The 1218-nt window shown below is 42.3% G+C and carries 1 protein-coding gene; it reads left to right on the forward strand.

The genetic code is table 11. The features are described 5' to 3' along the window. Window positions 1-1218, forward strand: a 1218-nt coding sequence (locus CALSC_RS26815) for an NF038122 family metalloprotease (protein ID WP_200817750.1), incomplete at both ends; no start/stop codon positions are given.

Consider the following 1218-nt stretch of genomic DNA (forward strand, 5'->3'; position numbering starts at 1 on the left):
CACTCAGCATATAACACAGCCAACAGTCTGAAAACATCTTTAGACACAGCCCTAAACAATAAATTATGGAGTCACATACTCAATAACACTGGATATGCAAAACTAGATCAGTATATAGATGGAAGCCTAGTTTTAGATGCTAGTGTCATCACTTACAAGAATGGCAACCCAGCCGAGAACTATGGTCAGCAATTATACAATGAGTTACAAGCAGCTAAGTCCCTAGCTGCTCAATTAGTTGTAGAATTAGACAGCCATGAAACCCAGTATATAAGCCAACAGTTGCAGCAAGGACAAGAGCAACTTACTCAAGTCTTCACCCAAGATAAAGGAACTTGGACAAGGGACTTAGTAGACCCAAATGCCAACGATGGTTATATCGTTTTAAATGATAGTTTTACATGGGATAATGACTACACTAGGACTGGTGAAGCAGCAGAACAAACCATTGACTTATTGAGTGTGGTATTGCACGAAACCGGCCACATCATGGGATTCACCAGTGGTATAGATTATAGCTTAGAAAATAATACCCAGTACTCAGGGCAACAAGAACTGAGTAACTTCACCCCCCTAGATTTATACCGTTTCTCAGCAGACAGTAATACTGCTAATTTATCAGGGAACCTATTCACCATTGATGGGGGGACTACTATCCTTGCGACGTTGGCAACAGGTCTAGACAACGATGATTACCAAGCAAGTCACTGGGAAAACCGTTATGATACCTCAGGAATAATGGATCCGACCTTGTCATATCAGGAGAGGGCAGAAATATCTGAGTTGGATGTGCAAACCATGGATGTACTGGGTTATGATACGAATCCAGATGCAGCATGGGCAGAGGATGGTAGTTGGACAGTAGATTTAGACTCTTATCTAGAATCAGCCAAGCAGCAAGTGGCAAATAAGCTAGGGGTTACCGTTGCTTGGGTTGAAGACAATGTTTCTGCTGATTATTTCGATGCTATCTTGGCTAATGGGGGAGACCCTAACAGCGAAAGTACTGATACTACCCTGGAAAATACAGATGCCTTTACAGAATGGTGGCTGGATGACAATAATACCAACAACGCCAACGGCAATGGTAATGGCAATGACAATGGTGGTCTGATCGATATGTGGCAGTCTGCTCACAATGCTTGGTGGTATAACAGTGAAGACCAAGGGACTGCCGAAATTTGGTATCAAGATTTATATGAATGGTTGTTTCCTGAT

This window comes from Calothrix rhizosoleniae SC01 (assembly GCF_900185595.1).
Classification (GTDB): Bacteria; Cyanobacteriota; Cyanobacteriia; order Cyanobacteriales; family Nostocaceae; genus Calothrix_A; species Calothrix_A rhizosoleniae.